Consider the following 26,353-nt stretch of genomic DNA (forward strand, 5'->3'; position numbering starts at 1 on the left):
TTATCTGTATTTTAACTATTAATAAATAATTTAATTAATTTATAAATAGATTATATGAACCCAAAATTAAAAAGAATTTTACTCATTATCGGCTTTATAGCCGTAGCCGTTTTTTTTGGCTATTTAATTTACCGTATCTTATTTTCGCCAATAATAGATACTAATGATAATGATAATTATAATGTCAACGGCATTTTACCTAATATTAACGCGGTTAATCGCCCCACAGGCAATATTAATGATAATTTAAATGTTAACGAAGCTTTGCCTAATATTAATGGTACAGCTCAGCCCGAACCGCCCTCCCAGGTAGCTTCCGGCGGGATTACCGAGGTTAGTAAGATTACCGAAGACTTAACCAAGTCAGCTGTAATAGATACCAATAAAAAGGATTTGATTTATTATGATGAATTAACTGGAGAATTTATTAAAACTTCGCCGGATGGCACCACTAAAACAAAATTAACTGACGATAAATATCCCGGAGCCGAAGATATTTACTGGTCTCCTTCACGTGATAAAGCTGTTATTACTTTTCCTGACCGATCCAAAATAACTTACGATTTTAACCTAAAAAAGCAGTACAGTTTACCTAAAGAAACATATGAATTTTCTTTTTCTCCGTCATCAGGTAAATTAGCTTATAAGTATCAGGGCGAGCAGGAAGGAGATAATTATTTAGCTGTTTCTGACCCTGAAGGCACTTCAGCCAGATTGGTGGAAGACTTGGGGCAATATGCTAATCAAGTAACTGTAAATTGGGCTCCTAATAATCAGGTTATTGCTACTTATAACAAATCAACCAGTACTGAAGAGCAGGAAATAATTTTTTTAGGGGCTAATAATGAAAATTTCCCCTCTGTTGATGTATCCGGAAGGGGTTTTAAATCAAAATGGTCACCGACAGGCAATACTATTTTATACAGTGTTTTTGACAAAGAATCAAATTATAACCCCAGTCTTCATATAATGGACGGCACTATGGAAAATATAGGAGCCAGTCAAGTTGATTTAAACATACAGACCTGGCCTGATAAATGTGTTTTTGGCGATAATAATTATATTTACTGCGCCGTACCTGAATTTCTGCCCAGTGGCAGTGACATTTATCCGGAATTAGCTAATAATGTACCTGATGATTTTTATAAAATTAATCTGGAAACAGGTTCAAAAGAATTATTAGCTAGACCGGTAAATTCTTCCGGATTTGGTAACTATACGGCCCAGAATGTTTATCTTTCCAATAATGAAGAATATATTTATTTTACCGATAAAAATACAGGACGAGTTTATAAAATAAGACTGAAATAATAAATGGATAAAAAAAAGCTAGGCCTAAATGCTTTAATAGTATTAGCTGTATTAATAGTTATTCTATTTGCTTATTCGGTTTTGTCTTTTTTAATGATAAAACTGGTTCAAGTTTTCCGAAAATTAAATCAGAAAACCCCATTATAGGGAAAAAAGTAATGAAGTGGTAATAATTCAATATGGGGATTTTCAGTGTCCTTATTGCAGAGAGTTGGCCGATATTTTTCGTAATTTAAATGATGAATATGAAGGAGAGATAGCTATTGTCTGGAAGGATTTTCCGCTTCATCAAATTCATGATCAATCTTTAAACGCGGCTAAGGCGGCCCGTTGCGCTCAGAAGCAGGATAAATTTTGGCAGATGCACGATCTACTTTTTCAAAACCAAAAAAAACTAACTGATGACTTATATGTACCCTTAGCTTCTGGCTTAGATTTGGACACTGATGAATTTATTCAATGTGTTAATAATAATGAAACCCTAGCTTTAATTCAGAAAGATATAGAGGAAGGAACAAGTTTAGGTGTTCAGGGCACGCCTCATTTCTTTGTAAATAATTATGAAATAACTGAGTTAATTGAAGAGGAGGAACTCAAAGATATTATTGATTCATTGCTTTAAAAATTAATTAAGCCAAATAATATAAAAAGATCTTTTTTTTAAATAAGATTTTTTTTAATCTATAAAAAAAGAAGGGTGGTTCGGCTGAACCACCCTGGTGAAAGTACTAGTTTGTCTGTAGATGTTTTTTAATTTCGGGATTAACATCCCCAATTATTTTAATAACCTCATTTCTTAACTTGGAGTGATTTTCATGCTCAGCCCATTGCCGGGCCCAGTTGATTAAGCCACTGCTGTTTCTTTCAAGATGTTTTTTGAATCCTTCCTTTTTTGAAAATTTCCGGATTTCTTCTAATAATGTTTTTTCTCCGTTGCGATGTATAATCTGACTGGCGTTGTTAACTCCCAGTAAAGAACAGAGATTATTTGTGTAGACACACATCTTTGATCCTCTCTTTAAACAGACAAACTTAGCTAATTTATGGTTTTATATTTCAATTAATTCACCTCCTTTTTTTGTTTTTAAGTCAACTAGACCAAGAAATAATTAATTAATTGAAAAAATTAAAGAGGGAGCACTTTTTTTATAAATAGTCTTTTAAACAGGCGAGAGGATCAATCTTTACCTGTTTAAGACTTTAGTTATTTATGAGCGGAAGCGCTCCCTCGTGTGTACTTAAAGTGCCTATAATAATAAATACTATCTAAAATTTTAATATTTGTCAAGAGCTTGGCTTATTCCCAATGTGTGTCTTTATATAAATTCTCGGCCTTTTGCTTAATTTTATAATATTTTTTCAAGGCCGGATCTTTTTTAGTTAAATCTTGGGCTGCTTCACGTGCCATTTTAATAATATCTACGTCTGCCAAAGTGGCCATTTTGAAATCGGGCAAACCAGATTGTTGGGCACCGGTTAACACACCGGGACCGCGCATTTTTAAGTCATATTCAGCTAATTTAAAACCATCTTGAGATTTTTCTAAAGCCTCCAGTCTTTTTAGATTTTTGGGTGATTCACTTTCTGTAAAAACAAAGCAAAAAGATTGTTTTTCACTGCGCCCCACTCGCCCCCGAAACTGATGCAGTTGAGCCAAACCAAATCTTTCAGCTCCTTCAATCATCATGACCGTGGCGTCAGGAATATCTATGCCGACTTCAATAACTGAGGTGGAAACTAGGATATCTATGGCTTTATTTTTCATTTGATCCATAATTTTTTCTTTTTCTTGGGTTTTCATTTTACCGTGGAGCCTGGCCACTTTAAAATCTGGAAAAATATCTTTAGCTATTTTCTCATATTCCTCTTTAACAGATTTTACACCTAGTTTATCCGAAGGTTCGATTAAAGGACAGACTACAAAAACCTGGTTTCCATTTTTAATTTCTTCTTTAATAAACTTGTAAGTTTTTTTTCTTTTTTCCGGTTCAATCACTTCAGTTTTTATTTTTTTACGGCCCTGAGGCATTTGGTCAATTATAGAAAGGTCAAGGTCAGCGTAGACAGTTAGAGCCAGCGAGCGAGGAATGGGGGTGGCGGTCATTGAGAGTAAATGTGGCGCTAAATCATGTTTTTTTGAGGATTTGTCTCTTAGGGCTTTTCTTTGCTCAACTCCGAAACGGTGCTGTTCATCAACCACCACAAAAGCTAAATTGTGAAAACTAATTTTTTCCTGGATTATAGAATGAGTGCCAATAACTATATTCACGCCACCTTTTTTTATTATAGTACTGGCTTTCTTTTTTGATAATTCCTCATCGTTAATTTTTATCAGTTTACTGGTTAAAAGCCCCAGAGAGAAGTTAAAAGTTTTTAATATATTTTTTATTTTTAAATAATGCTGCCGGGCCAGTATTTCTGTCGGAGCCATAAAAGCCACTTGAAAGCCATTTTTAATGGCTAGAAAAGCAGCCATTAGGGCCACTACTGTTTTTCCAGAGCCTACGTCTCCTTCTAAAAGCCTGTTCATGGGGTTACCTTTTTTAAGATCTTTAATAATTTCCTGACTTGCTTTTTCCTGAGCCTTGGTTAGTTTAAAAGGCAGGTTATTTTTAAAATCATCAATATATTTATCTTTATAATTTATAACCGGAGCACGAGTTTGTTTAATAAATCTTTTATTTTGCAGTGATTGTATCTGAATATAAAAAAGCTCGCCAAATTTAAGTCTCTTTGAAGCCTTTTCTAACTTTTCAAAAGAATCAGGAAAATGAATTTGTTTTATAGCTTCTGGCAAAGGCATTAGCTGGTATTTTTTGGTAATTCTTTCAGGCAGGGTTTCTTTAATTTTTTTACGCAAAGTTAGTGCAGTTTTTATAAAAAATCTTATTTGTCTTTGAGAAAGTCCGCTAGTTAAGGGATAAACCGGTACTATACGGCCGGTGTGGGTTTGTTCTTTTTTTACTTTTTCAAAAGAAGGAGCTAAGAATTCCAAAGTTAATTCCTGCATTTTAACCTTACCCGAAAGAATAATTTCATCTCCGGGATTAAGTATTTTCTTTAGATAAGGCTGATTAAACCAAATTATTTTAATAGAAGCAGTCTTATCTTTAACCATAGCTTCAGTAATAGTCAGACGACGCTTTTTCCAGCTGCGCCGGCTTTTTATAAGTTGTAAGGTACCTCTGATAGTATAAACTTCTTCCGGCTTAATGTCTTTGATAGGGGTTATTTCGGAAAAATCCTGGTATCTATTAGGAAAATAAAAAAGAAGGTCTTGTACTTTATTTAAGCCAAGACTTTTTAGCCGTCGGGCTGTGGTTGGTCCGACAGTAGGAATTTCTGTAAAATCAGAATTAGCTTTGATCATAGATCTATTCAATAAAAATACTAAAATTATCAACAGTATTTTTAAGAGTTACTTTATAATTCGATGCCACCCCATTCGATTACAGTAAATCCTATTCTTTCGAAGTTTTTTATTAATTGAGGTGTAATTTTTATTGGGTCTTCTAAGGCTTTGTAAACCATAATAATTCTTTGTACTGAATCCGGTTTTGGTAAAATATTTAATTTAACTCGATTATGATATTCTTCTGCCGTAGCAAAATGAATAAGGTTAAATTTATTGTTTTGCATACGTGGTAGCCAATATTCGATAAATTCTTTTATTTCTTGGTCAATAAGGCCCATATCTTTTAAACTTTTTTGGAAGAATAATTTTGTATTTTTTCCTTTTACAATAAAGCCTTGTGAAAGATCGTAGGCGATCTTGTTCTGGTATTGTCCTTCCCAGAAAAGATAGTTGTATTTTTTATTATTTATTAGATTTAATATTTCCCCACTAGGTTTTGCTATCACATGCCAGCCATTTTGATATTCGGGATTTGATGCGAATATTTTTCCGGGGAAATCTATATTTATTTCTATTTGAGTTTCTTTTTCTGGGTAAAGATAAATTACTGGTTTTTCTACAGGAGAGCCAATATCTTCAATACTATAAGAAGTTATAACTGGATAACCCCTTGTATTAGTATTTAAAGAGTCAGATTTTCTGGTATCGATACTAGATGAATTTGGTTCTAATAAAGGTATATTAAGAAAATTATCTATAATAGCAGCTTTAGTTAAACCAGCGAAAATTATTAATAAAGAAATAATTATAACAATGGCGGCAATAAAACCAGTTTTAAAACCTTGTTGATTTTCAGAAAATATTTTTGGCTCTTTATAAAAATTATCCATGTTTATATGATAGCATAATTAATTTTAAAAATAAAAAATTATCCTTACCCATGCCCTCGAGAGGAATTGAACCTCTATTTTAGGATCCGCAATCCTACGTCCTATCCGTTGAACGACGAGGGCAAAAGTAAAGATATCTTATAATTAATCTAAATCTTAAGTGAACGGCTAATTTGATCTGAAGCTGGCTCTTCTTCCTTTTCTAAATCTTCTTCAATATATTTTTTTAACACTTTTCTGACTTCAAGTGGGTTTTGTTTTTCCAGAGAAATAGGCAGGGTTGGTTTAAGTGAGCTTTTAAAATCGATATAAAGCACTTTTGTTTCAGGAGGGCGGTAAACAATCCAGAATTTTTTAATATCATTGTAGTCATAGAAGCTAGTGCCAGTTTCTATACCATCTTCTTTAATGCGGCACTCAAGAATTTTTGGTTTTTTACGGTTTTGGAAAACAAAAATAATACCCACCAGAATAATAACCAGGGTAAAGAGATAATTACCGGTAAAGATTGACCACACTAAAATAGCCGCCGATATTAATAAAGTAGAAACATACCATAATTTTCCCCGATTAGGTATGTCATATTCTGAAAAATCCCATGAAAGTAAGGTTTTACCCCGATCAGGGATTTCTTTTTTTTCTTCAGCCATATATTTTTTCCTCCGTTTATTATTTAAATTATACTCTAATTATAGGTTTTTTTAGGGGATTTTTCAAGTTAGTGTTTTGAGGTACGTAGATTGGGGTTTAAAAACAAAGAAATGGCTCGGAGAAGTTGAAGTGAATATTCGCAAAATACGCAAAATATCTCTTAAAAGAGGGTAGTCTAGACGAAAAGCGTGAACGGCTAGCGAATTTAAAAAGTAGATTAAACTATAAAGATAAAAAAAATTACCTTAATAAAATAAAAAAACAACGACGAATCCGTTAAAACCGCTGTTTGTTTGTATTATTTAAGCCACTCGGGGTTACCCTCGATAAATAATTGTGTTTTAAAAAGGTATTAAGTTTTTTTACCTTTGATTAAATTTTCTTTCTTCTTTCTTGACCATTTCTTGATTTGTAATCCTGCTTGAGCGGGATGCGGAAACGACTTTATTTTTTCCTAGATCAACTGAATTAACTTTTCTAACTTTTTATTTTTTGTCTGCTGATATACTTTTTCCATTTGGTCTTTTTCTACTTCGTTGTATCCAAAACTTGAAGCTAATTGAATATCAATGTCGTCCTTTAATAATTTATTTAATTCATCTTCGTCAGTTAAATTAACAAGTAATTTATATTTATCCATCTCTAACTCCGACATTCCCATTTGCTGAACAACCTGATGCTGAAAACCGTCTCGTTCAAATAGCCCTCTATAGTGATGATATATTTTTTGATATTTTTCAAATTGTTCGGTTTTTGATTTAAGGAAGCTTTTATCAGCTATTATTTCTTTACCTTCTTTTTGTTTTAATAACTCTGAACTAATTAAAATAGTCAATATCATTGCAGCGGTTGTGGCAATTTTGACAATTGGCGATTTGGTCTTCTCTTTCAACCATTCAAACATAGCATAAACATTTTCTGGTTTTTTGAATAATACTTCTTGCTCTGCCTTTTCTTCAAAAGTCGTAAACTCAGTCTGGACAACTTCTTGTAATGCCTCTTGAATTTTAGGCAAATAATTATCAATTTCTTCTTTTTTGTTATCAATACTAAATGAAGCTCTGATTACCCCGTTTCCGTGCCATTGCAAATCTTTTTTCTGAATTTTTGTTCGGTCTATATAAGACAGGTAAATGCCTTTATCAGCTAACTTTTGTGCAAACTCTTTATTATCAACTCCTGAAACACTAAAAGAATAAATAAATGATGTTCCTCCTTCAACTTCGTACAAAGTTAAACCTTCCTGTTCAGCAATTTGATGAATTTTATCTCTAAAATAATCTTTAAGTTCTTGGCGTTCTTGTGTTACCTTTTCAAAATTTCCATTTTCGTAGCCTTTCTCCTCTAAAGTCTGGATAGCATTATTAAAGCCAAAAGCGTCAACACAATCAATCTCATCTTCAATATCTGTATTCGGATGTATCTCTAGTTTATCATCAAACATGTACTTCAAAATAACCTGCTCATCCTGCCAGTGTAATTTATTTAATTTGAACAAATTCTTTTTAACTTTAGGGCTATCAGGATTAAAATATCCTAATCCTAATGGGGTGCTGGCCATTGTTTTATGAGGAGTGCCAAAATATGCGTCGCAACCTATGTCATCAAACTTTACTTCTGAAACATTGCCTAATGCCTGTGCCCCATCAATCATTACAAAAATATCTGGGTCTTTAGGATTAAGTTCTTGTTTTTTCTTTCTCACAAATTCAATAATATCTTTTACTGGCAATTCAATACCTGTATCACGAATAACCTGACTAATAACAAAACATTTTGTATCTGGAGTTAAACCGTTTTCTATATTTTTATAGATTGTTTTTAAATCTTTATTAACAACATCAATTATATCTGTCTTAATTCCTGTTAACTCATCAACTATTTTACCGTATTTTTTACCCCTCTTCTTGTAAAAGGTTGGGTAAGCTGACCAAGGGTCTTTACCTTCAGGGTTGCCGTGGTCAATGTTAGCTTCAAACAACCTAACAATTGATTTGTTTTCAGCGTTTGATAATAGAACTTTATCGCCTTTTTTAAGTCCTACCAACCAAGAAACTAATTTCATTGCCTCGGTTGTATTTCTGCCAAAAACAACTGCTTCTGGTTTAACCCCCACCAATTCAGCTGCTTTTTCTCTCGCTTGTTCAAATAATTGTTCTTTTTGATTTTCAGACACATCTTTTGCCTCTGCTAACATCTTTTCAATTTCTTTTGGTCTGTTGGTAATAGAAGCGTGGTTTAAGTGTAGCGCTTCTCTTTCTCCATCAAGATATTCTTGATAATAATCCCAATTAAAATAAAAATCTTCTTCAAATTCCTGCCTATATTTTTCAAGATGTTGTTGAATTTCTTGGCTGTCAAATTCTACTCCTATCAAGCCCTTACCTAATTTTTTACGAGCATAAGCATATATCTCATTTACTTTCGGGATATTTAAATTAGACAGATGATGAGCCGACTCAAAACGAGGATGTCTTTTAAGTTTTTGGCTAAAATCTGGAAGCACTCCCTTTTTGGACAACTCCAACCACTCTTGTGTTCCTGGATAGGCAGTATTTATATTTATACCAACAGAATTTTTAGATATTAAACCTTGAGATTTTAACTCTGAAATATAATCAATAGTCTGCTGATAGCTTCCTATACCTTCTAATCCGAACTGAAGAGAAACCCCTACTTTTATGCCAGCCTCTTTGCACCAATCCAATACATTTTCAACTTTTTCTAATTTAATTTTTTTACCACCTTTAGATATAGCTTCTTCTAATTGTTCAAAGCCAAAATAAATATAGGAACAACCCGATTCTTTCATCTTATCAATAAATTCTTTATTTGGAATATCAATAAAAGTTGTTTGACAGCCCCATTCAAAAGAAGCTTCTTCTTTTTGTAAATCAATTATCCCATCCAATAATTTTTCTGTTCTTTTTGGTTTTTGAGTAAAAGTCGAGTCATCAAAAAATACTGCTTCGTATCCATAATCTTTAATTAGAATTTCAATTTCTTTTAATGCTCGCTCTGGAGTTGGTCTGTCTTTACATAATTTGTAAAGTGATGGTTGTTTATCTTTATTTGACAAGAGTGACTCCATACAAAAACTGCAAGCGTATTTACACATTATTTGGGTCATAACTTGAGCTGTTTTTTTATCACCAAAAACAGGAAACTTATTTTCTGTGGTCAATCTACCTCTAAACATAAAAGGCAATTTATTCCAGTCAACTGGGTTGCCTGACAAAGAAATTGAATTAACTTTGTCTTTCTTATCTTTGACAAAGATATTGCCAGACCCTTCCACATTTTGAAAAATATCTTTATTTTTTATTATTTCGTCAATTATTTCCTGATTTTTTTTATCTGTATTATTAGCAATAAACTTAAAAATTTCTGTCAGGGCATATTGCCCGTCGCCAGCAACTAAAATATCAATTAACTCTTTTTCCTGCTCCTTGCTTAAAGTTGATTGTTTTTCAAGTGTCTTTTTTTGTTCATCTGTTAAACCAAGTTTTTCTCTAATACTTGGGTTAAAATACGCTTCGTGATTTGTCCCATCTTCATGAGAACCGCCCAAAATAACCAATGTGTCTGGGGAGTATTGCTTAACAATTTTAGCCAGCTCAATAGCAAAATAATGACCTTCGGAAGTGTTGCTTATCCCAACCGCTCTTGGTTTTTTGTCTTTTATTTCTTCAACAAAATTTTTAACAAATTCATCACTATACTCAGCGGGATTTTGCATTGATAAAATTTCAGGACTTTTCTCTGCTGGGAAAGTATCAGTTCTGACATATCTGTCCAAAACAGAAGTTGCATACATTAAAGGAGTTGGTTCGCCTGGGAATGTTCCGCTAACACCTTCTGAAATATGCGGGGCACTAACAAACATTACTGAAAAATGTTTCAGCTTATATTTCTCGTCTTCAAGTGCTTCAACAAATTTTTCGTGGCTTGTAAATTTCATATCTTTCAAATTTTGTTTAGCCTGTTTTTCTATTTTCAAATCCCGCTCCTTCAAAAAACTAATATATTCATTCGTATTAAATTCTTGTTCAGGACTGAAATAGTAAGCCTTACCTGTCTCTTTTTCAATTTTCTTTTCTGTATCAGTTAAATCTTCTGAAACCTTTTTCTCTTGACCTTCCCTAATCACTTCCAAATCAGCGCCTTCCTGTAAGGTGTCAGCAAGGCCTTTATTCTTTAAAGTTTTTGCCCTCTTTTCTAAGTTAATGGCTTCTTCGTGAAGACTGTTTATATTATTTTCCTTTCTCTTAATCATAGTAAATTTTAATTAACCCTGTGGATTAATTTATTTTAATAATTCATCAGGTAAAACACCTAATGCTTTGGTCAATTTTTTGATAGTTAATAAAAAGTGGGGTTTCTTAGCCCGCTTTCAAGGCTACTACTGATATACCCTCTGTCCATATTTAAAGCACGAGAAATATTCCCTTGAGATGTTCCCTTTTTAGTCCGAATTTCCTTTAAATTTTTACCTAATTTTTTAGATAAATCGTCCATAATATCAATGATATTATATAACTTATTAAATTTATTCAACTCTCATGGCCGGTAAGGTTTTGTAGACAAACTTAATCCTTATGTTCTTTAAATCTTTTGTTTAGGTTAGTTGAATAACCTACATATCTTTGCTTAGGATATTTTATACTTTTTAGATAATAAACGTAATATAAGATATTTTTTTTGGCGACCAGAATCATAAAACTTTGTTTCGGTTCTGGTCTGCCACGAACCGAAAAATTCTTTTCTGGTTCGTGGCGGTGGGAGCAGGATTCGAACCTGCGGTCCCCGTTAAGAGACTCTGGTTTTCAAAACCAGTGCATTCGACCACTCTGCCATCCCACCGGGTTATTTTTATCGTGCGTCTCTCTTTATTTTAAAGTATTTCTTAACATCAATTTTAAGGCTTTTCTTCCCTTGCTTGTTTTTAGGTATTTTTCTTGTCTTTTTGCATCAGCTTTATTTTTAAAAACCTCATAAAAAATCAACTCTCATGGCCGGTAAGGCTTTGTAGATAAACTTAATCCTTGATTATGTTCTTTAAATCTTTTGTTTAGGTTAGTTGAATAACCTACATATCTTTGCTTAGGATATTTTATACTTTTTAGATAATAAACGTAATATAACATATTTTTTTTGGCGACCAGAATCATAAAACTTTGTTTCGGTTCTGGTCTGCCACGAACCGAAAAATTCTTTTCTGGTTTGTGGCGGAGAGGGTGGGACTTGAACCCACAAACGGCTTTTGAAACCGTTACAGTTTAGCAAACTGCTGCCTTACCAATTCGGCGCACCTCTCCATAAAGTTTAATCTATTGGTATTTCTAATATTTAATTGAGGGAATTACTCAATCTATTTTTTAAAAGTTCTTTTTGTTGACCGGTTTTTAAATGATATTTTCTCTTTGTGGCCTCTTTTTTAGATACATATGTTTCGTTTAGTCAATATAAAGATCATTATTATTAATTTTTAAAACATAAACATAGAACATAATAAAGTTTAAGTTTAGTCTCACACCGTGAGATGTCCCGCCGGGAGACTAAACCGCGGCCTTATTTATTCCGTCGAACTTGTCCCGTTATATAGCGGGATGACGGGACCAATTTGGTACATCTCTCCCTGATTTATATTTTATTACGAGCAATAACCAAGCCTTTTACATCTTTAGCTCCAGCTTTTTTTAAGGCTTTAGCGGCTTCATTCATAGTAGCGCCGGTAGTGTAAACATCATCTATAAGAATAGCAGTTTTACCTAAAATTTCAAGTTTTTGGCTTACTTTAAAGGCATTTTCCAGGTTTTTTTGTCTTTGTTTAGCTTTTAGCTTAATCTGTGATTTTGTATTTTTAGTTCTTTTTAAGGAATTTTCGGATAAATATATATTAGTAATTTTTGAAAGTTCCTTGGCAATAATTAAGGCTTGATTAAAGCCTCGCCACTTTTCTCTTTTTTTATGCAAAGGAATAGGAATAATAACTGAATTTTTGAGAAAATTATAATCATTGTTTTGTAAGTGGAAGTTAATTATAAGGTTAAAAAATTTTTTTAAGTCTCGGGCGTATTTATATTTTAAAGAATGTATGGCCTTTTCTATTATTTGATCCTGATAATCACAAATTACTACTAATGATTTTAGTTTAATATTTTTTTGACATATAAAACAAACTTGACCTTGGTTTGAAGGTTTTCGGCAAACTGGACAAACTTGTTTTTTATTAAATTTTATTTGATTTAGACAAGTTTGACAAAGCCATTGGCCTTCCTTTCCGCAACCCAGACAAGTGACCGGAAATAAAAGGTCAAGTAAAAATATGGCCGCTTTTCTTAATTTATTTTTCATAAAAAAGTCTGGCCTTAATGATTAATTAAGGCTAAAAATTCTACTCTAAGCCACCAAAATTATTTTTTTTCTAATTTAATTTCACCTTTTTTTAATTTTACGGCTACTTTATCAGAAATGTCAACTTGGCCTTCAAGTATTTTTTGAGCCAAGGGATTTTCTACTTTTTCCTGGATTAGTTTTCTAACGGCTCTGGCTCCTTCATCGGGAGAAAAAGCTTCTTTGGCCATAGCTTTTTTGGCTCGGCTACTTAAGTCTAAGGTAATACCTTTATCTTTTAATCTTTCTTCCAGTTCCTGGATTTGCAGATTAACAATTTTCTCCACGGCTTTTTTATCCAGAGGCTTAAAAACAATAATTTTATCGACGCGGTTTAAAAATTCTGGCCGAAATTCTTTTTTTAAATCTTTAAGAATATTCTCCTTAGTTTTTTCGTAATTTTTTTCGGCTTTTTCTTTATCTTTTTTATCAGACTCAAATCCGACATCAGCCAACTGGTTAAGGTTTTCTAAGCCAATATTGGAGGTCATTATAATAATGGTATTTTTAAAGTTAATTTTTTTGCCGACACTATCAGTAAGATGGCCGTCTTCCATAATCTGCAGTAGTAAATTAAAGACGTCCGGATGAGCTTTTTCTATTTCGTCGAAAAGTACCACGGAATAAGGCTTTCTTTTGACCTGATCGGTTAATTTAGTCGATTCTTTGTAGCCAACATAGCCGGCCGGAGCTCCGATTAATTTTGAGGTATTAAATTTTTCCGAAAATTCAGACATATCAATGCGAATTAAAGCCTCTTCGTCTTCAAATACAATACTGGTTAAAACCTTTGCTAGCTCTGTTTTGCCGACTCCAGAAGGACCCAGAAAAATAAATGAACCTAAGGGACGCCTTGGGTGTGAAAGACCGACTCGGGAGCGACGGATAAAATCAGAAACTTTGTTCACAGCTTCGTCCTGACCGACTATAAATTTCTCTATCTTTTTTTCCATATTGATTAGTCTTTCTTTTTCAGATTTTACTAACTCAGATAAAGGCACGCCGGTTATTTTTGAAATTATTTCAGCTATGTCTTTTTCTTTAATCTCGCCAACCATCTTTTTATTTTTTTGGGCTAATTCTTCCATTAGTTTATGAATGCTGGCTCTTAGATTTTTTTCCTCCTCTTTTTTATAAATAGCTTTCTTAAAGTTTTCCATCTGGACGGCTTTTGCCTTTTCTTGAATAAGCTTTTTTAAGTCTTTCTCTTTTTTTCTTATCTTTTTTTGCAAAGGCGAGGGTTTGACACTAACTTTAATTTTAGAAGCGGCTTCATCAATCAAATCAATAGCTTTATCAGGCAGAAATTTATCTTGAATATAACGGCTGGAGAGTTTTACCGCGGCCTGAATAGCTTTTGGTGTAATAGTGACACGGTGATATTTTTCAAAATTATCCTTAATGCCCTCAAGGATTTTAATAGTTTCTTCTGGTGTAGACTGACGAACAATAATAGACTGAAATCTTCTCTCTAAAGCCGGATCAGACTCGATATTTTTTTTGTATTCCTCCATAGTGGTAGCGCCAATAGTACGGATTTGGCCCTTGGCTAAGGCCGGTTTTAAAATATTAGCCGCATCCATTGAACCAGAAGCACTGCCAGTGCCCATAATATTATGTATTTCATCAATAAAAAGTATATTACGCTTATCTGACTTTATTTCCTCAATCAGTTGTCTTACGCGACTTTCAAATTCACCGCGATAAACAGTGCCGGCAATAACTAGGCTTAAATCAAGTGAGAGAATTTTTTTGTCTTTGAGTATTTCTGGTACTTCGTCTTTAATTATTTTTTTAGCTAAACCTTCTATAATAGCAGTTTTACCGACTCCGGGATCGCCGATTAAAATGGGGTTATTTTTTGTACGACGCGATAAAATATGAATTAGCCTTTCTATTTCTTTTTCTCGGCCAATAACCGGATCAATATTTTTCTGGAGTTTTTCATCAGTTAAATTAGTGGCAAAAAAGTCTAAAGCCGGTGTTTTACTGGGTTTGGGAGCGGCTGGCACTTTTTCTTTTTCTTCACTTTCTTCAAAAAACCCGGTTAAATCAGGAAATTTAGAAGTACTTTTTAATATAGAGGAAATTCTTTTTTTAATTTCTTTTTTACTAATACTATTTTTTATTAAAATCTCCTCTATTTTTTTATTGTTTAATTCAATTAAAGAAATCAGGAGATGTTCAGTACCGACATATTTATGATTATATTTATTAGCCAGCAAGACTGCTTTTTCCAATACTTTTTTGGCCGGGGATGAAAATTTTAGATCCTCGTTTTTTAATGCTTTTTCAGAAATAGGGTTAATGGTATTATCTATATGATCTTTTATATTTTCCGGTTTTAGATTTATCTTTTTTAAAATATCATAAGAAATACTGCCGCGACTAGAAGCTAGGCCATAAAGCAAATGTTCTAAATTTATTTGTTTATGGCGCATTTGCCAGGCCAAACTAGCCCCTGTTTTTAGAGATTTTTTTAGATGTTTAGTTAATTTATGTAGAATAGGGATATCCATATTTAAAATTGATTTAAAAATAAATTAGCAAACTATAGTATAACTAATAGATTGCTTACTGTCAAGAAAAAAGAAATACTCCGATGCCCTCCCGGTCCGCCGCACAAGACTTTGGCAGGCGGGGCCTCGGAGCTTGACCATTAATAAAGATTTGGCTGCGCTGAGTCCTGCACGCCGAAGCCTATCATATTATTAGTTTACTTATAATTTAGGCTCCGCTATCCTTTCCCAAGGCCAAGCATTGGGGCTTTGCCGCGGAGGCGTGTCAAAAAATGAAGTATTTAATTTTACATATTTCTTAAGGCTTTAATTCTTTTTTCAACTGGCGGATGAGTGGAGAAAAACTTTTTAAAACCTTTTTTAGCTTTGGCTCCAAAAGGGTTAGAGATAAAAAGATGAGCGGTAGCACTAGTAGCTTTTTTCATAGGCTTATTATATTGGGATATTTTTTCTAAAGCATTAGCTAAGCCTTCCGGATAGCGAGTAATCAGAGAGCCGGAAGCATCAGCCAGATATTCCCTTTTTCTAGAAATAGCAAACTGAATTAATTTGGCAAAAATGGGAGAAAGAATTAAAAAAACTAAACTGACAATCATTAAAATACCACCTAGGCGGCCGCCACCACTACTCCGATTCCTTCGCCCGCCAATAATTCGAAAGCGGATAAACCAGTGGCCAATAAGCATAATCGTCCCCACTAAAACAATTACTATGGTCATTAAACGAATATCATAATTTTTAATATGGGATAGTTCATGAGCAATAACCCCCTCTAATTCTTCATTTTCTAATTTATCAACCAATCCCGAAGTTAGAGCTAAAGAAGCGTGGTCAGGATCGCGGCCGGTAGCAAAAGCGTTCAGAGCCTGATCATCAATAATATAAATATCTGGCCGGGGCAGGCCGGCTGTAATGCATAAGTTTTCTACCAGACGATAAACATAAGGATTATCTTTTTTTCCAATCGGTTTGGCGCCAGCTGTCCAGAGAGCGATTGAGTCTCCCCGAAAAAAGCTAAGCAGGGTCATAAAAACAGCCAAACCAAAAGCTAAGGAAAGACCAGTATAGCCGATACCCATATAATAACCGGCAAAATAGCCGACCGCTAAAACTAAAATAACAAAAACAGCTATTAAAAAAAAGCTTCTTCTTTTATTACTTTTAATAATGTCGTAAGTAGTCATTATATTGACTTAGAACTGATAACTTCGAACTAATAACAATTAATTATTACGTAATTTTTTAGTAAATCCAATTAATTGCTTGCCTAGCTCTTCAGCTAATAAAATGTAATCTTGGTGTTCATTTTTTGAAATATATTTTTCATCTAAAGCTATATCTAAACAGGCGATCACTTCTTCTAGTGAACTGGATGAATTTATTAAAAAACGGCCAAAATCTTTATCTGACATTCTGTTTGAGCCCTCGGCGATATTTAAGAGAATAGAATTAGCGGCTCTTTTAATTTGAGAAGTCAAATTGTATATTTCTTCTTTGGGAAACTTATTTGCTAAGAGATATACAGCTTTTCTAAAACGGCGGGCGTCTTTATAAACAGGAAATTTTCTAAAACGAAACAACATAAGTTTTTAGTTCTAAGTTCTAAGTACTTGGTTTATTAAAAGCTAACCTTGGGATTTTCTCTGGCTTTATCTTCGGCAATTTCAAAAAATTCTCTTTTGTTAAAACCAAGTTTTTTAGCAAAAATATTAGTGGGAAAAACTTGAATTTTAGTGTTAAAGTCACGGACATTACCGTTGTAAAACCGGCGGGAGGCTTGGATTTTATTTTCGGTGTCGGTCAATTCATCTTGAAGCTTAGCAAAGTTATTTGAAGCTTTGAGGTCCGGATAGTTTTCAGCCACGGCAAAAAGACTTTTCAAAGCCCCTTTAAGCATGTTCTCGGCTTGTCCCTGCTGCTTTGGTCCTTCCGCTTGCATGGCTTGTGAACGGGCTTGGGTTACTTTTTCAAAAACTCCCTTTTCATGCGCGGCGTAACCTTTAACAGTTTTCACTAAATTTGGAATCAGGTTATAGCGCCTCTTGAGCTGAACATCAATATCTGACCAGGCTTCATTAACCTGATTTTTTTTGCTGATCAGAGAATTATAAACAGCAATCAGCCAGAAGATAGCGATGAAAAGAAGACCTAAGATTATCCATATGATATAAGACATATATTTCCTTTCTATTCTTTTTTAATAATTAATTAATTTTTTCAATGCGTGAAGCCATAAACTCTTCTTTGTATTTTATATTTTCTTTAGCATAAACCAATACCCGATCGCCTTTTTTTAGGTCTTTTCTTTCTATGGAGTTTAGAGCTTCACTTTCTCCTTGGTGTCCGTATTTATAAATTATAGCCATGTTTTTTTTATAAAAAGAGGTGTCAGTATTTAAATTGGCTTTTAAAGTGGAGAGAACGATATTATTATCGCGGATATATTTAGCTTCAAAAATTATGTAATTTTCTTTTACTTCTTTTACTCTACCGGAATAACTTTTTCTTATTCTTAGTTCTGCTTGACTGGGTTCGCCTTCTTTGTAATCAACCGCTCCTAAAATACGGCTACTAACCTGATTATCATCTGATGATGTTTTTTTTATCGGTGAATAATAATAACCAGCTATAAATAAAATAACTAATATTAGTAATAAAATAAAAGAGCCTAAAATAACACTTTTTTCCGGTTTATTGAGAAGATTACTGGTTTTTTTAAATAAATTCATATTTTTTATGAGGTTTTTCTTAATCTAGACAAAAACCCCTTTCTTATGTTATTATATAATTAGTTTATAGGTACTGTCAAAGACCTAATATAGGAAAAAAATGAAAAATAAAAAGCTTTTTATTAGCCAGACTGGAAATTTTTATAGCATTATAATTAAAATACTGCCTATTTTAGTCATTATAGGCGGTTTTTTCTTATTTAAGAGTGAGGCCCTAGCCTGGTCAGAACCGACTGCCGGGCCACCAGGGGGCAATATAGCGGCTCCGATAAATATTTCAGCCAGTTCACAGACAAAATTAGGTAATCTAAAAATCGGCGACAATGAAAAAGGTTTATTTTGGCTGGCTCCGAAAGATTCTGATTATAGTCCTTCAAATGCTGAAGCCGGCCAAATATATTACAATAGTGATAATAAAATAGTTTATTTTGATGGATCATCATCATCATGGGTGGAGTTAGGAGCTGGCGGTAGTGGTGTTAACCCTTTTAAATTATATAATGATACTCAAACTGGCTGGGCTTATTTAAAATCAAATGGTAGTAGTGAAGATCCAGATATTGATTATGCTATAAAAGGAGTAGCTGAAGATTTAGGCCCTAATGAAAGTTATGGCCTTTATGGTCAGGCTGATGGAGCTAGTGCCACCAGTTTTGGTATTTATGGTTATGATGGCGGATATTCAGGAGCTTACGCCGGTTATTTTCAAGGCAAGGTTGGTATTAGTGGTGATTTATGTTTGAATAGCAATTGCCGTTCTACTTGGCCCAGTGGTGGTGGCAGTGGTTTATGGGCTGAAAATCCCGGGCATACTTATTTGATTGACACAGATTCAAATTTGAGTTTAGGCGGCAATACGCCGGAAGATTCTGTTTTTAATGTTGATGTTAATAATGGCGGTAGTCTGGTTATTGGTAGCCCTCTGGATGTATCAGATTCTACTTATTCTTGTGGCGACAGTATCTGTCAAACCAGTTCTTTTGGCGAGGATAATACGAATTGTGATCAAGATTGTCCGCCTACGGGCATGGAGCCTTCTTCTCAATCGCCAACCGAAAATAGTATTACTATTTCTTGGCAAGCTGATGAAGAGCATTACGCTAGGATAGATTATACTTCGGATTTTTCGGAAAGTGTATATAGCGACTCAAGTTTACCGGACGGACAGCCGGCTGCTAGTTATAATCACGAAATATCCGGATTAGATTCTGAAACCACTTATCATTATCGGGTAGTTGTTTGGGATGGATATAATAATTATGGATTTAGTGGAGATAAAACATTTACTACGACTACCTCCGGCTGTGGTAATGGGACTTGTGATGCTGGTGAAGATTGTGATAATTGTGGATTAGATTGTGGATGTGGTGGACAAATTTGCTGTTATCATGATAATGCTTATACTTGTGAGGATTGTTGTGGTGGCTCTGATTGTAGTGGTGATGATTATTGTTGTACTGGTATAGATTGGCAGTGCCATGATTGTTGTGCTTCTAGTGATTGTTTGGATGGCTATGTATGTTGTGCTGATTTTAGCTGTCATGAAAGTTGCGAAAAATACGGCGGAAAGCTTATACCTTTCGAAGAGTTAGGATCCACGGCTCTGCCCTTGAGTTATCAGAATTCAGAATTGATTAATCAGACAAAGATTTTGGGCCAAACTACTAAAAAACTGAGCCAGTCACTTTTAATTCCTGAAGCTAAAGCTTCTACAGAATGGTTTGAAAATATAATACCCGTAGCCCAGGCGGCCGCTCCCTTTGATACCGAAAATAACCGTAAATTAACAATTTACGGCGGCGTGGCGACTGTAATTAATAGCACGGATACAAATACTTACGCTTTGGAAATGGGCAAAGCCTTTGATGACGGTTTAGCTATACTGACCGGCAATAAATTATATTTAGGCGGCAATAGTAATAATAAAATTTTGACTGTTGATACTCTTAATAGCCAGCTGCGGATGGACGGCTCTTTAGCCCGTCAGGGAGCAGAATTTTTAGGTGATAGTAATGATAGTACTAAAACTAATATTAATTTGGGTGTAACTTGGGTTGATCCCTCTAGTACACCTGAACCTGATGAAGAAAGTAAGGTTGGAGTTGATGGCAGTGATTATAAATATATTACAATTTCCGGCGGCGGCGGCAATGTGGCTGAAGGCAGAGGAACTACTGTTTCTGGAGGTATGCGTAATTTTGCTGATCGAAGAGAAGCCACAGTTTCCGGGGGTTATAGTAATCAAGCTATTGGCCATGCTTCAACTGTTTCCGGAGGGTGGGAAAATACAGCGGAAGCTACAAAAAGTACTATTTCCGGGGGGTTAAGTAATTTAACCAGAGGCACCTATTCAGCAGTAGCTGGGGGGGTACATAATGAAGCGGATGGGTTTGGCAGTTTTGTTTCCGGAGGTGGATATAATGACGCTGAAGGAAGTTATTCATGGGCTGGCGGTTATAGCTCTCAGGCCGTCCATGAAGGTTCTTTTGTTTGGTCTGATAATACTGAATCTTCTAATGGTTATCCATCAAAAGCCGCCTATACTTTTAATGTTTATGCCAGTGGCGGGTCATTTTTTGAAGGGGATACTAATGCTAGTAGTGGTGAGATCGCTGGAACTACTAATTTACTTACAATTAATCCTAGCGAAAATTCATCTGGTAATTATAGAAGTACTACTAATATAACTAATTATAATAGTAATAATTATTCTAATAGTGGATGGGTAACTGGTTCAAAAGATTATTCTAGGAATAATGGAAATAAAACCTTAGAAAATGTAGCTGGTAGTTTGAGCTTTGCAGTAAATAATTCAACTGGGACAATAAATCTTGCTATAGGAACATTAGGTGCAATTAAGAATAAGTCAACTGGAACAATACATAATGCTTATAGTGTTGTTGGTGATTTATTTGTTAAAGAAGGTTCTACTGTAGAAAATGCTCATATGCTTCGTGCCGAAGATCCTAATCAACTAGCTGAATATAATGGTACTATTAATAATTTATATGGTCTTTCTATTGAAGATCAAACTTATGGTATTAATCAATGGGCAATTTATCAAGAAGGTAGTGATGATAAATCATATTTTGCCGGTAATATTGGTATTGGTAATGATAATCCTGTGGCAAAATTAACAATTAATAATGGTGTTAGTGATTCAGGTAGTTCAGGTGATGGGGTTTTTGCAGCAGTTGATAGTAGTAATGCTGCTATTTCTGGTAAGCAAACTGGTTCTGGTTACGCCGGTTATTTTTCCGGAAATGTAAAAGTGGATGGTAATTTTGAAGCGGATAATGTGGGTAGAATAACAATTACTGAACCTTATGAAGATTCTGGTATAATTGTTTCTGAAGATATTATTATTGAATATTGTGGTGATTTAGATGGTTGTAAAATAAGGCAAAGTGTATATAGTTTTGATACTAAGGGTACTCATGCTTCTAGAGATTTTTTATTTTTTTATAATCCTGATACTGGATGGTGGCGTCAAAATTATAATGATGGAGGAGACGGGGATGCTCATAATAATGTTTCTGATACTATTACAAGGTTTTGGGAAAGTGAGTTCGTTGATGAATTTATAAATATTTATCCTTATTATCATTTTGGATTCTATTGCCGTAATGATGATGATGGGAAGGTACCTGAGGGGTGTAAGCTTACCATTATAGATTAATTTTTTTGATATTATAAATTTCAAAGAATATAATAATAGTTATCTATAGATTACCTTTATAAAATTATTATTAAAAAAATTTTTTAATTTTAAAATGCCCAAAATAATTCGTGAAAAACCAGTCTTTTTCTTAGTCCCGGCTTTCATCTTGATTCTCGGGGCTGTCTTTTTATTTACTCATGTTAGCCGTTCAGCCTCAGAATTTGAAAAAGAAGCCGGACCGCCGGGGTATGATGATATTAATATTATGGATATAGCGGCCCATTTTAATCCGCATACCAGCCGTTACTACGCCTGGACCGTGGGTTATAAGCACTCACCTTATATTGAAGCGCAAATTTTTACTTATAATGGAGCTACTTATTCCTGGCAGGCTCAAAATTTAAAACCTTGCGGAAAGCTAAAAGCAGTGGATTTGTTTTATGATACAGATTATAACCACCAAGATGACAGTCAGGGCCGTAATGGCTACCGAGCCTGGGCTGTCGGAGAATATGGTTATATATTAAAGTATACTGACTGGGAAAGAGGGGATCCGAATGATGATTCAGATAATTATGAAGGCTGGGGCTATTTATGTGATACTAGTAAAAATGATTGCAATTCAGACGGGACAATTGGAGAAGGTTTTGATGGTTCTCAAAATATTTCTGAACTTGTGGGCAGTAATTTGACAGATGTTGATTTTATTAATAAAGATACGGGCTGGATAGTAGCCAGTGACGGTAAAATTTTTAAAACTACCAATGGCGGGTTAGAGTGGGAGGAGAAAGCTGATTATGACTGGAATATAAACGCTATTAGTATGCTGCCAGACGGCAGTGCGGGTCTTGTAGTAGGTTATGACTATATTAACAATCGTGGCTATTATGCTTTATATGACGGCAATAATTGGACACCAGACGATATTGGCAGTGATATTCTCACGGATGTAGAATTTGTTGATTCAAATCACGCCTGGATAGCTATTAATGCCAATCAATATTATTATTATCATAATTTAAGTTTTAGCCCGCTGAATACCGGATTAGGATTAACCAGTCCGCCAATTATGAACTCAGTCACGGCTACTCTTGACGGAGACGGCCAGTATAACGTTTGGTTTGCCGGCGAGGACGGAAAAATAATTTTTTCCAAAGATAATACTAACTGGTATTTTCAAACTACTGAAGTGCCGACCACTCTTCATTCCATTGACGCGGTTAACCCGACTCATGTCTGGTCAGTCGGTAACGATAGCTTAATCATGAAAATATCACCGGGCAACGCGGCTGGCTGGGGCTGGGTCGGGGCTGATAATTGTGAAAGCGATGATACTTGCGACACGCCTAATCCGGCTGACACTTCAAGACAATACCCGGCCCAGTGGATTAGTTTTAATTGCGCTAACCAACAGGTTTGTGATGAAACCACTTTTTCCTATGGAGTAAATATTAAAACCAAGGTTGATGATTGGGGAGATTGCACCGATACCAGGCAAGATAAGGACGTCGGAGCTTTGTCAGGCTATGCCTGGTTTGGCAAGTATGATCCTTATGAAAGGCTGGAAGATGTAAAATGTGATTATGAACCAGGAGATGGCAATACTTATTGCTCAAACAATCATCTAGTTATATGTAATGGTGATATAACTCGATGTGATTGCGGTAATAACAAACAAAGCTGTTATTCATCAGGCTGGCTTTCTTTTGATCGGGATGACACTGGTGATCCGCCGGCTGAGCCTTACCAAAATCTGCCAGTAACTACTCCTTTTAACGATGATACCGCTTGTACTAATAAAATAATTGATGACGGCGACCCGGAAGATTATGTTTTAGCCACTTTTGATTATGAGACCTATGGACTAGACGGCTGGGCTCGGTTTAAACTGGGTCAGTGTAGCAATGATATTAGTCAGTCTTGTTTTAAAGACAGTGAGTGTGGCAGCGGCAATACTTGTGATTATAATGGCCAGGGCCGATGTCAAGATGATTGGAGCATTTTATGTATTAATAATAGCGATTGTCCAGCTAGCGATTGTCAGTACCCCCAGGGCTGGGTCAAATTTCGGGGTGTTGATAAAACTGGAGAGGCTAATAATTATACCCCCTGCCAGGCTTGTCTAACCCATGACCCGAATAACGATGATGAAGATTTATCTGATGATGATGGAGATGAATATATGACTTGTAAAATATGTGAGGGAGTAAAAGATTCAGATACTAGTTATATGTGTAATCAGTGTGGCCAGTCAGTGGATAAAGGTCCTTGTGATACTGGAACTTGGTTTTGTGAAGGAGATGGTTCAATAACTTGTACTACAGATGCTGATTGTATTACTTATCCCATGCAATGTGGCAATGGACTTTGTTCTGGGGATACAAGTAAAGCTTGTTTGGTTGATAGTAATTATAATCACTGTGGTAGTGACGGAGTTTGTGTTGGTAATGGCTATTGTTCAGAAGGTAATGATGTGGGCCAACCCTGTCTTTATAACAGTGATTGTGAAGGTACCTCTACTTGTGAAAATGTAGTAAAAGGTACTTGTTCAAATGATGATACAAAAAAGTGTATTATCGATGGCGGTTGTGAAAATGGGGGGGTTTGTGAAAATTATTTACCCAGCCTCCAAAATTTTTGTTTTGAATGTAATAGCTGTAATTTATACGGAGTGTCTGTTGATATAGACGCGGGGGACTGGTATGGTCATGCTTATTCGGAAGATTTTGGCTGGATAGATATGTCTAAAGTGGGTCAATACAATACGGCCTGGGTCAGAGCCGAATACGGTGATATATACTCCAGCGGTAATGTCGGCACGCCCCAAACGGCCAGAGCGCCGGGCTGGACCACAGCTGACCGAGACTGTAATGCCACCTATCTTATTTTAGCTGGTGGTAGTGTAACTAATTTTTGTTCAGAAGCAGATTTTAATAAAAAATATTCTATTTCAAATCCAGGCAATCCTTCTGATGCCAATCCTTATGTAGTAGAAGGGTATCGGGCTTTTAATAAACCAGAAGAAACCAGTCCGCATAGTCTTTTAGGTACTATAAAAGTGGATAAATTAATTGAAAAAAAAGATGTAGAATTACAACGTAATGGTATCGAGGACCCATTATCCAGAGTCTCATCTAATCAATTATTTGATGAAACTAATAGCGGAGATTTAGGCGGAAAAATCTATTATGTTAATGATAATTTATGGTTTTATGATTTACCATATTGGCAAACTTATTTATATAATGGAGAAAGTAACAGTTCTGGTTTAATTATTGTAGAAGGAGATTTATTTATTGATTCTGATATTTATTATGATGATAGTGACGTTGATAAAATTAATAAATTACCTTCAGTTGGCTTTTATGTTAAAGGCAATATTCATATTGGCAAAGAGGTGGAAAATATTGTCGGTGCTTATTATACTGAAGGCAATGTCTATGTAAGCTCTACTGGGAGTGCTAATACAGACAAGAAATTAACAGTTAAAGGCTTAATGATCGCCAGTGGCTATAGTTTTAAGAGAAGATTCAAAGGCACTATGAATAATCCCCAGCCGGCTGAAGTGATCAGTTATGACGGCCGAATTCAGCTTAACCCGCCGCCGGGCTTTCGTGATTTAGTCCAGTCTTTGCCCAAAATGAGGCCAGCTACCCCTTAATAAAAAACTTTTCTAATTATAAAAAATCTGTTATAATATAAAGGTAATTTAAAGAAATTAAGAATAAAACATCAATATGGGTCTTTTTTCCCGAAAAAAAAATTATTTAGGCGTTGATTTAGGCACTTCTTCAGTTAAAGTAGTGGAATTGGGCTTTGAATCAGGGGCCCCTAAATTAGTTACTTATGGTTTTATTGAAGAATCAACAAAAATTGTTAAAAGTGACTCTTCTGAGCAAAAAAAGAAAATTTCCTTATTAATAAAAAATTTACTGAAAAAAACCGGGGCCACCACTGATCAGGTTGTAGCGGCTTTGCCTAGTTTTAGCGTTTTTAGCTCTATTATATCTTTACCAGCTATGTCGGAAAAAGACCTTAATTCGGCGGTACGCTGGGAAGCTAAAAAATTTGTACCCATGCCTTTGGAAGAGATGGTTTTAGACTGGCGTTTGGTTGAAGAAGAGAAAAAGAAAGAAAAGTCTAATGATGAAGATAAAAAAAAGAAAAAGGATAAAAAAATCAGTGATTATAAAATATTATTGACAGCCGCCCCTAAAAATTTAGCCAAAAAATACATTGATATTTTTAAATCTTTAAATTTACAAATTGTCAGTTTAGAAACAGAATCTTTTGCTTTACAGAGATCCTTGATTGGTGATGATCCCTCGCCGGTTATGATTGTGGATATAGGGGCTTTAGCCACTGACATTAGTGTAATAAAGAATGGCATTCCCATTTTAAATCGGGGTGTTGATGTCGGTGGCGATACTATCACTAAATCAATTGCTAACGCTCTAAATATTGATTCTGAAAGAGCCGAGCAGTTTAAAAGAGATTTTGGTATTTCTAGTGGTCTAAGTCAAAATAATAATAGCCATCAAAATAAAATACCAAAGACTATAGAATTTGTTTTATCATCAGTGATCAATGAAATAAAACATGTTTTTAATCTTTATAAAAATATTGAAGATCTGCCGGTAGAGAAAATTGTACTTTCAGGCGGCTCGGCTTTTTTACCAAATTTTACCGAATATTTATCTAAATTATTTGATACCAAAGTAATTATTGGCAATCCCTGGTCTAGGGTGAGCTATCCTAAAGAATTAGAGCCGGCTTTAATGGAAATTGGTCCCCGTTTTTCAGTGGCCATAGGACTGGCTTTAAGAGAATTGATTTAACAA

Annotated in this window: 17 protein-coding genes and 3 tRNA genes; 5 read left to right on the plus strand and 15 right to left on the minus strand. The window is 34.7% G+C overall.

Features of this window, described 5'->3' with window-relative positions:
• Positions 1-54 precede the first annotated feature (54 nt).
• Both U5L76_00085 and U5L76_00090 read left to right on the plus strand, forming a co-directional pair.
• Positions 55-1,311 carry a hypothetical protein gene (locus tag U5L76_00085; GenBank protein MDZ7798001.1) on the plus strand — a complete coding sequence of 419 codons (1,257 nt, stop codon included), beginning with the start codon at positions 55-57 and terminating at the stop codon, positions 1,309-1,311.
• A gap of 163 nt (positions 1,312-1,474) precedes the next feature.
• Positions 1,475-1,933: a DsbA family protein gene (locus tag U5L76_00090; protein ID MDZ7798002.1), complete on the plus strand. Its 459-nt coding sequence runs from the start codon at positions 1,475-1,477 to the stop codon at positions 1,931-1,933.
• Positions 1,934-2,039: 106 nt separating this feature from the next.
• Here the strand turns inward: U5L76_00090 and U5L76_00095 are convergent, their stop codons facing one another.
• From U5L76_00095 to U5L76_00165, 15 genes are all read right to left on the minus strand, one after another.
• Positions 2,040-2,315 (minus strand): hypothetical protein, encoded by a 276-nt coding sequence (locus U5L76_00095; GenBank protein ID MDZ7798003.1) that lies wholly within the window; start codon positions 2,313-2,315, stop codon positions 2,040-2,042.
• Between the two features lie 293 nt (positions 2,316-2,608).
• Entirely contained in the window at positions 2,609-4,681 is a 2,073-nt protein-coding gene (gene recG / locus U5L76_00100; protein MDZ7798004.1) for an ATP-dependent DNA helicase RecG, read from the minus strand.
• A gap of 53 nt (positions 4,682-4,734) precedes the next feature.
• Positions 4,735-5,556 (minus strand): hypothetical protein, encoded by an 822-nt coding sequence (locus tag U5L76_00105; protein MDZ7798005.1) that lies wholly within the window; start codon positions 5,554-5,556, stop codon positions 4,735-4,737.
• A 51-nt stretch (positions 5,557-5,607) separates the two neighbouring features.
• Positions 5,608-5,679 (minus strand) — tRNA-Arg (locus U5L76_00110).
• Between the two features lie 26 nt (positions 5,680-5,705).
• Complete coding sequence (locus tag U5L76_00115; GenBank protein MDZ7798006.1) at positions 5,706-6,206, minus strand: hypothetical protein; 501 nt, start codon at positions 6,204-6,206, stop codon at positions 5,706-5,708.
• Positions 6,207-6,661: 455 nt separating this feature from the next.
• Positions 6,662-10,483 carry an aminotransferase class V-fold PLP-dependent enzyme gene (locus U5L76_00120; protein ID MDZ7798007.1) on the minus strand — a complete coding sequence of 1,274 codons (3,822 nt, stop codon included), beginning with the start codon at positions 10,481-10,483 and terminating at the stop codon, positions 6,662-6,664.
• A gap of 497 nt (positions 10,484-10,980) precedes the next feature.
• A tRNA-Ser gene (locus tag U5L76_00125) sits at positions 10,981-11,070 on the minus strand.
• Between the two features lie 146 nt (positions 11,071-11,216).
• A complete protein-coding gene (locus U5L76_00130; GenBank protein MDZ7798008.1) occupies positions 11,217-11,378 on the minus strand; it encodes a GIY-YIG nuclease family protein in 162 nt (53 codons plus the stop codon).
• A 55-nt stretch (positions 11,379-11,433) separates the two neighbouring features.
• A tRNA-Ser gene (locus U5L76_00135) sits at positions 11,434-11,525 on the minus strand.
• A 325-nt stretch (positions 11,526-11,850) separates the two neighbouring features.
• Positions 11,851-12,564, minus strand: a complete 714-nt coding sequence (locus U5L76_00140; GenBank protein MDZ7798009.1) for a ComF family protein — start codon at positions 12,562-12,564, stop codon at positions 11,851-11,853.
• Positions 12,565-12,623: 59 nt separating this feature from the next.
• Complete coding sequence (locus tag U5L76_00145) at positions 12,624-15,122, minus strand: ATP-dependent Clp protease ATP-binding subunit (GenBank protein MDZ7798010.1); 2,499 nt, start codon at positions 15,120-15,122, stop codon at positions 12,624-12,626.
• Positions 15,123-15,409: 287 nt separating this feature from the next.
• Positions 15,410-16,306 (minus strand): M48 family metallopeptidase, encoded by an 897-nt coding sequence (locus U5L76_00150; protein MDZ7798011.1) that lies wholly within the window; start codon positions 16,304-16,306, stop codon positions 15,410-15,412.
• Positions 16,307-16,345: 39 nt separating this feature from the next.
• Entirely contained in the window at positions 16,346-16,705 is a 360-nt protein-coding gene (locus U5L76_00155; protein ID MDZ7798012.1) for a four helix bundle protein, read from the minus strand.
• A gap of 35 nt (positions 16,706-16,740) precedes the next feature.
• The gene (locus tag U5L76_00160) at positions 16,741-17,298 is read right to left on the minus strand and encodes a LemA family protein (protein ID MDZ7798013.1); all 558 of its coding nucleotides are present in this window, start codon (positions 17,296-17,298) and stop codon (positions 16,741-16,743) included.
• A gap of 28 nt (positions 17,299-17,326) precedes the next feature.
• Positions 17,327-17,851 (minus strand): hypothetical protein, encoded by a 525-nt coding sequence (locus tag U5L76_00165; GenBank protein ID MDZ7798014.1) that lies wholly within the window; start codon positions 17,849-17,851, stop codon positions 17,327-17,329.
• A 100-nt stretch (positions 17,852-17,951) separates the two neighbouring features.
• Between U5L76_00165 and U5L76_00170 the strand changes: the two genes are divergently transcribed.
• From U5L76_00170 to pilM, 3 genes are all read left to right on the plus strand, one after another.
• Complete coding sequence (locus tag U5L76_00170) at positions 17,952-21,530, plus strand: hypothetical protein (GenBank protein MDZ7798015.1); 3,579 nt, start codon at positions 17,952-17,954, stop codon at positions 21,528-21,530.
• A gap of 94 nt (positions 21,531-21,624) precedes the next feature.
• Entirely contained in the window at positions 21,625-25,173 is a 3,549-nt protein-coding gene (locus U5L76_00175; protein MDZ7798016.1) for a hypothetical protein, read from the plus strand.
• A gap of 76 nt (positions 25,174-25,249) precedes the next feature.
• A complete protein-coding gene (pilM, locus tag U5L76_00180; GenBank protein ID MDZ7798017.1) occupies positions 25,250-26,350 on the plus strand; it encodes a type IV pilus assembly protein PilM in 1,101 nt (366 codons plus the stop codon).
• Positions 26,351-26,353: the final 3 nt, after the last annotated feature.

The organism is Patescibacteria group bacterium (genome assembly GCA_034520665.1).
In the GTDB taxonomy this organism is placed as follows: domain Bacteria; phylum Patescibacteriota; class Patescibacteriia; order JAXHNJ01; family JAXHNJ01; genus JAXHNJ01.

Coding starts and splice junctions, on each gene's coding strand:
- U5L76_00085 (MDZ7798001.1), top strand. CDS start 55: ATGAACCCAAAATTAAAAAGAATTTTACTCATTATCGGCTTTATAGCC.
- U5L76_00095 (MDZ7798003.1), bottom strand. CDS start 2,315: ATGTGTGTCTACACAAATAATCTCTGTTCTTTACTGGGAGTTAACAAC.
- recG (MDZ7798004.1), bottom strand. CDS start 4,681: ATGATCAAAGCTAATTCTGATTTTACAGAAATTCCTACTGTCGGACCA.
- U5L76_00105 (MDZ7798005.1), bottom strand. CDS start 5,556: ATGGATAATTTTTATAAAGAGCCAAAAATATTTTCTGAAAATCAACAA.
- U5L76_00115 (MDZ7798006.1), bottom strand. CDS start 6,206: ATGGCTGAAGAAAAAAAAGAAATCCCTGATCGGGGTAAAACCTTACTT.
- U5L76_00120 (MDZ7798007.1), bottom strand. CDS start 10,483: ATGATTAAGAGAAAGGAAAATAATATAAACAGTCTTCACGAAGAAGCC.
- U5L76_00130 (MDZ7798008.1), bottom strand. CDS start 11,378: ATGATTCTGGTCGCCAAAAAAAATATGTTATATTACGTTTATTATCTA.
- U5L76_00140 (MDZ7798009.1), bottom strand. CDS start 12,564: ATGAAAAATAAATTAAGAAAAGCGGCCATATTTTTACTTGACCTTTTA.
- U5L76_00145 (MDZ7798010.1), bottom strand. CDS start 15,122: ATGGATATCCCTATTCTACATAAATTAACTAAACATCTAAAAAAATCT.
- U5L76_00150 (MDZ7798011.1), bottom strand. CDS start 16,306: ATGACTACTTACGACATTATTAAAAGTAATAAAAGAAGAAGCTTTTTT.
- U5L76_00155 (MDZ7798012.1), bottom strand. CDS start 16,705: ATGTTGTTTCGTTTTAGAAAATTTCCTGTTTATAAAGACGCCCGCCGT.
- U5L76_00160 (MDZ7798013.1), bottom strand. CDS start 17,298: ATGTCTTATATCATATGGATAATCTTAGGTCTTCTTTTCATCGCTATC.
- U5L76_00165 (MDZ7798014.1), bottom strand. CDS start 17,851: ATGAATTTATTTAAAAAAACCAGTAATCTTCTCAATAAACCGGAAAAA.
- U5L76_00170 (MDZ7798015.1), top strand. CDS start 17,952: ATGAAAAATAAAAAGCTTTTTATTAGCCAGACTGGAAATTTTTATAGC.
- U5L76_00175 (MDZ7798016.1), top strand. CDS start 21,625: ATGCCCAAAATAATTCGTGAAAAACCAGTCTTTTTCTTAGTCCCGGCT.
- pilM (MDZ7798017.1), top strand. CDS start 25,250: ATGGGTCTTTTTTCCCGAAAAAAAAATTATTTAGGCGTTGATTTAGGC.